This is a genomic window from Mesorhizobium sp. M7A.F.Ca.CA.004.04.2.1 (assembly GCF_004022825.1).
In the GTDB taxonomy this organism is placed as follows: Bacteria; Pseudomonadota; Alphaproteobacteria; order Rhizobiales; family Rhizobiaceae; genus Mesorhizobium.
Genome location: NZ_RZPH01000446.1, coordinates 1 through 4,642, shown reverse-complemented (window position 1 = coordinate 4,642; position 4,642 = coordinate 1). Strand labels below are relative to the sequence as shown.

6 protein-coding genes are annotated in these 4,642 nt (G+C 63.7%); 2 read left to right on the top strand and 4 right to left on the bottom strand.

The features are described 5' to 3' along the window. The first annotated feature begins 167 nt into the window (after positions 1–167). Positions 168–836, top strand: a complete 669-nt coding sequence (locus tag EN893_RS19685; RefSeq protein ID WP_023810039.1) for a DUF1007 family protein — start codon at positions 168–170, stop codon at positions 834–836. After that, the gene (locus tag EN893_RS19680) at positions 833–2,041 is read left to right on the top strand and encodes a nickel/cobalt transporter (RefSeq protein WP_127272433.1); all 1,209 of its coding nucleotides are present in this window, start codon (positions 833–835) and stop codon (positions 2,039–2,041) included. The genes EN893_RS19685 and EN893_RS19680 overlap by 4 nt, the downstream gene beginning before the upstream one ends. 23 nt (positions 2,042–2,064) lie before the next feature. Here EN893_RS19680 and denD read toward each other — a convergent pair whose 3' ends face one another. The 4 genes from denD to EN893_RS19660 all read right to left on the bottom strand — a co-directional run. After that, a complete protein-coding gene (denD, locus tag EN893_RS19675; RefSeq protein WP_127268083.1) occupies positions 2,065–3,042 on the bottom strand; it encodes a D-erythronate dehydrogenase in 978 nt (325 codons plus the stop codon). A gap of 16 nt (positions 3,043–3,058) precedes the next feature. After that, complete coding sequence (locus EN893_RS19670) at positions 3,059–3,271, bottom strand: hypothetical protein (protein ID WP_127268084.1); 213 nt, start codon at positions 3,269–3,271, stop codon at positions 3,059–3,061. Positions 3,272–3,360: 89 nt separating this feature from the next. After that, on the bottom strand, positions 3,361–4,341 hold the full coding sequence (locus EN893_RS19665; protein ID WP_127268082.1) for a cation diffusion facilitator family transporter: 981 nt from the start codon (positions 4,339–4,341) through the stop codon (positions 3,361–3,363). Positions 4,342–4,351: 10 nt separating this feature from the next. Further along, positions 4,352–4,642, bottom strand: a 291-nt coding sequence (locus EN893_RS19660; RefSeq protein ID WP_164900967.1) for a GNAT family protein, incomplete at its 5' end; no start/stop codon positions are given.

Here is a 4,642-nt window from a genome sequence, read left to right as displayed (position 1 = left end):
CCCGCTCCGCCGCTATCTGCCGGCGAAAGTCCGCGTCTTCGTCGACTTCCTGGTGCAGTGGTTCAGGACGCGCGAGGCTGGCTGACCGGCATCGATAGTCTCATGGTCCCAATTTCGCCCCCTTTCTGGTAACTCTCGGCAACTCTTCCGAGGCCTATGGACCGAGAATGAATCTGAAACGGCACGCAATCATGCTGGCTTCGGCCTTGGCGGCTACTTTTGCCGCCACTGGACCGGCTTACGTGCATCCGCATGTCTTCGCCGAGGCCCGCCTCGATGTGATTCTCTCCCCGGATCACCAAAGCGTGAAGGCTCTCCGTCATCTCTGGCGCTTCGACGATCTGTTTTCCTCGACCGTGATGATGGAGTTCGACAAGAACTCCGACCTGAAGCTCGATGACAAGGAGCTGAAGGAAGTCGCCGACACCGTTCATGCCTCGCTGGCCGAGTTCAATTACTTCCAGCTCGTCACCGTTGACGGCAAGGACGTGGCGATGACGCCGCCGCCGCATCTGATGGCCAATTTCGACAACGATCAGCTGATCATCCTGTTCGAGTCCGAACCGAAGGTGCCGATCAAGCTCCACGGCAAGATCGATATCGGCGTCTACGATCCGACATTCTACACGGCGATCGACTTCACCGAGGACTCCAACATCACGGTTGAAGGCCTGCCCTCGAACTGCACCAGCAAGGTGGTCCGTCCGGACCCGGACGAGGCCATCAAGGAAAACCAGAAGACCCTCACCGATGCCTTTTTCAACGATCCGACCGGCACCGATATGAGCAAGATCTTCGCCACCAAGCTCGAACTGACCTGTCAGCCAGAAGGATGAAGCCGGTGACGAAACCGTCCCTGCGTTTGGCATTCGGCCTGTTGGCCCTCACTGTCGCCATGATGCATTTCGCCGACGCCGCTCATGCCCAGAGTTCGCTCGGCATCGGCGTCAATGACGGCATGGCGCCGACCACCGGCCCGTTCGCCCATATCCTGATGTGGATCAATCTCAGGCAGCAGGAATTCTACCGCGCGCTGGCAACGGCGATGAAGGCGATGCGCCAGGACGGCAGCAAGATCTGGATACTCGTCGGCCTGTCCTTCGCCTACGGTATTTTCCATGCCGCCGGCCCCGGCCACGGCAAGGCCGTGATCTCGTCCTACATGGTGGCCAATGAAGTGGCGTTGCGGCGCGGCATCCTCTTGTCCTTCGTCTCGGCGCTGCTGCAGGGCCTGACCGCGATCGCGGTGATGGGGGTCGCCTATTTCGTCCTGCGCGGCACCTCCGTCTCGATGACGGACGCGGCCTGGTTCATGGAGATCATGAGCTTTGTCTTCGTCACCCTGTTCGGCGCCTGGCTGCTGTGGCGCAAACTCGGCCCCGCCGTCCTGCGTCTGTTCGGCAAGGGCCCGGCCTACAGCCTGTCGGCGGCTCATGCCGGCCATTCTCACGCCGGTCATTCTCATGGGGGTCATTCTCATGGGGGCCATTCGCACGGCGCGCATTCGCATGCCGGTCACTCCCATGCAGCTCCCAGCCATTCGGCGCATGCTCATTCGCACGCGCCACACGCGCATGACCATGTGCACGGCCCTTCGCACGATCATCACGATCATGCCGAACACGATCACGCTCATCACGATCACGCGGCCGGCGAAGTCTGCGATACCTGCGGCCATTCGCACGCACCCGATCCGGCGCTGCTGTCGGGCGACCGCTTCGACTGGCGCACGGCGTGGACGGCGGTGGCGGCGGTCGGCATCCGCCCCTGCTCCGGCGCCCTGATCGTGCTGAGCTTCGCCTTGCTCAACGGCCTCTGGCTCGGCGGTTTGCTGTCGGTGCTGGCGATGTCGCTGGGCACCGCCATCACCGTATCGGCACTGGCGACACTGGCGGTGACCGCCAAGAACTGGGCGGTGTATTTCGCCGGCGACGGCCGCATGGGCAACCGCATCCACTCGATCGTCGAGATCGGCGGCGCGGCGTTTGTGTTCCTGTTCGGACTGCTGCTGCTGTCGGCGAGTTTGGCGAGCGGCGGATAGGCCGGCGCCACGAGGTTCGGAGTTTAACCCGCGATCTTGCCGCCGAGCTCATCCTCGATGTGAGCGCGGATGATCTCGTCAAAACTCTTTTCGGCGCTGAAGCCGAGCTCCCGTGACCGCTTTGCCTCGAAGCGCGTCGGCCAGCCCTTGACGATCGCCCAGATCGTCTCATCCGGAACCTCGCGGATCAGGCTTACCGCCTTCGGCCCGGCGATGCGTTCCAGCGCCTCGATCTGCTCGCCGACGGTGACGGCAACGCCGGGCATCGTCAGGTTGCGGCGCGGCCCGACTGCGCTGCCGTCGATCCCTGCCGCATGGATCAGGAAGTTCACCGCCGAGCGCGGGCTGGCATGCGTGTGCACGACCGAGCGCGGCACCGGCAGGATCGCTTCGTGGCCGCTCAACGGCTCGCGGATGATGCCGGAGAAGAAGCCGGACGCCGCCTTGTTCGGCTTGCCCGGCCGCACGCAGATCGTCGGCAGCCGGATGCCGATACCGTCGAAGAAGCCGCGCCTGGTATAGTCGGCCAGCAGCGCTTCGCTCATCTGCTTCTGGGTGCCGTAGGAGGTCAGCGGCGTCGGATGGAAATCATCGGGAATGACATCCGGGAACGGCGCGCCGAACACCGCGATCGACGAGGTGAAGACGACGCGCGGCGCAAAGCCCGCCAGCCGGATGGCATCGAACAGGGCCCGCGTGCCATCGAGATTGACGCGGTAGCCGAGATCGAAATTCGCTTCCGCCTCGCCCGACACGATGCCGGCAAGATGGAACACGACGCCGGGGCGCGATGCGACCAGGCGCTCAGCGGCCCCTGCTTCGGCGAGATCGCCAGTGTGCAGCGTGACGCTGACGCCATCCAGGCTCGGGGCCTGTGGCGGCACGATATCGTGTAAATCAAGCGCCGTGATCTTGCGGCCGCGCAGCGTGCCGTCCTTGGCCAGCCGGGCGATGAGCTTGCGGCCGACCATACCCGCGGCGCCAGTGATCAGAATGCGCATATCGAAAATCCCTTGCCTATTTACCCTGATTTTTGCGCTGGCTGCGAGCCCGCAACCAGAACACCGAGAAGAACGCCAGCACGAAGACGATGCCAAAGGCGCCGGCCAGCACCGTCGAAAGGCTGCCGAGTGCCAGCATTACGGTCGGCAGATAGTAGGCGCCGATACCAAACAGAAGCATGATCCACACGGCAGCGATAAGAGCATTCCTGGTGTCACGATCCATCACGCCGCACCACGGCAGCGGGTGTTCATCAAGCTGGTTTTCAAGGTTTTGCAACTCCCGAGGCAGGACCAATCGACATCAATCGATCGGTCCTAGTGATGGTGGTCGTGATATGCAGCCGCTTCGTGCTCGTGCCCATGGTCGTGCTCGCCATCGTCGGCGCACTGGCCGAATTCCGGTTCCACGGTGGCATGGCTGATGCCGTGCTCGCTGGCAAGCCGCTTCTTGACGGCACTCACCGCCTGATGCGCATCGACGCCCTCGTCGAGACAGGCATGCAGCGTCGCCATATTACTGGTCCCGTCGAGCGACCAGACATGCATGTGGTGCACTTCGCGCACGCCCTGGACCGTCGCCTCGATATCCCGGGCGATCAGATCTCGGTCGAGGCTTGGCGGCACGCCCTCGAGCAGGACATGGGCGGCTTCCCGCATCAGCGACCACGCCGTGTAGAGGATCAGCAGCGAGACCAGGACCGACAGGATCGGGTCGATCGGCGTCCAGCCGGTCGCCAGTATGACCAGCGCCGCCGCGATGGCCGCGGCCGAGCCGAGCAGGTCGCCAAGCACATGCAGGATGGCGCCGCGCATGTTCAGGCTCTCGCGGTCGCCGCCATGCAGCACGAAGAACGAGCCGATGTTCACCAGCAGGCCGAGGATCGCCACCGCCAGCATCGGCCCGCCAAGCACCGGTGCCGGCGCCTGCAGGCGCCCCCACGCCTCATAGACGATCCACAGCGCGATGACGAAGATGGCAATGCCGTTGGTATAGGCCACCAGCGTCTTGACCCGGCCGAAGCCATAGGTGAGGCGAACAGTCGCCGGGCGGCCAGCCAGATGGAAGGCATACCAGGCAAGGCCGAGCGCGATCGAGTCAGCGAGCATGTGGCCGGCATCGGCCAGCAGCGCCAGCGAGCCGGTGAGGATGCCGCCAAGCGCTTCGGCGACCATGAAGCCGCCGGTCAGGCAGGCTGCGATCAGAACGCGTTTCTTGTCGGTCGAGCCATGGACATGGCCGGGCCCATGATCGTGCCCAATGTGATCGTGCCCGCTGTGATCGTGGGTATGTGCCAATGGCGAACTCCTAGGCGCCGAATTCCGCGCGACAATCCTCGAGCCGTCGCTTCTGCTGGCCGTCGCCATCGAAATTGGCCGGATCGAGCCATGCCTCGTAGGCACGGCGCAGCGCCGGCCACTCCTTGTCGATGATCGAATACCACGCAGTGTCGCGGTTTTCACCCTTGACGATCAGATGCTGGCGGAAAATGCCTTCGAACTTGAAGCCGAACCGTTCGGCGGCCCGCTTCGATGGCTCGTTGCGGTTGTTGCACTTCCATTCGTAGCGGCGGGAGCCGAGTTCGTCGAAGATGTATTT

Excerpts from the sequence above, each read along its gene's own strand:
- EN893_RS19685 (WP_023810039.1), top strand. The coding sequence starts at position 168 with ATGAATCTGAAACGGCACGCAATCATGCTGGCTTCGGCCTTGGCGGCT.
- EN893_RS19680 (WP_127272433.1), top strand. The coding sequence starts at position 833 with ATGAAGCCGGTGACGAAACCGTCCCTGCGTTTGGCATTCGGCCTGTTG.
- denD (WP_127268083.1), bottom strand. The coding sequence starts at position 3,042 with ATGCGCATTCTGATCACTGGCGCCGCGGGTATGGTCGGCCGCAAGCTC.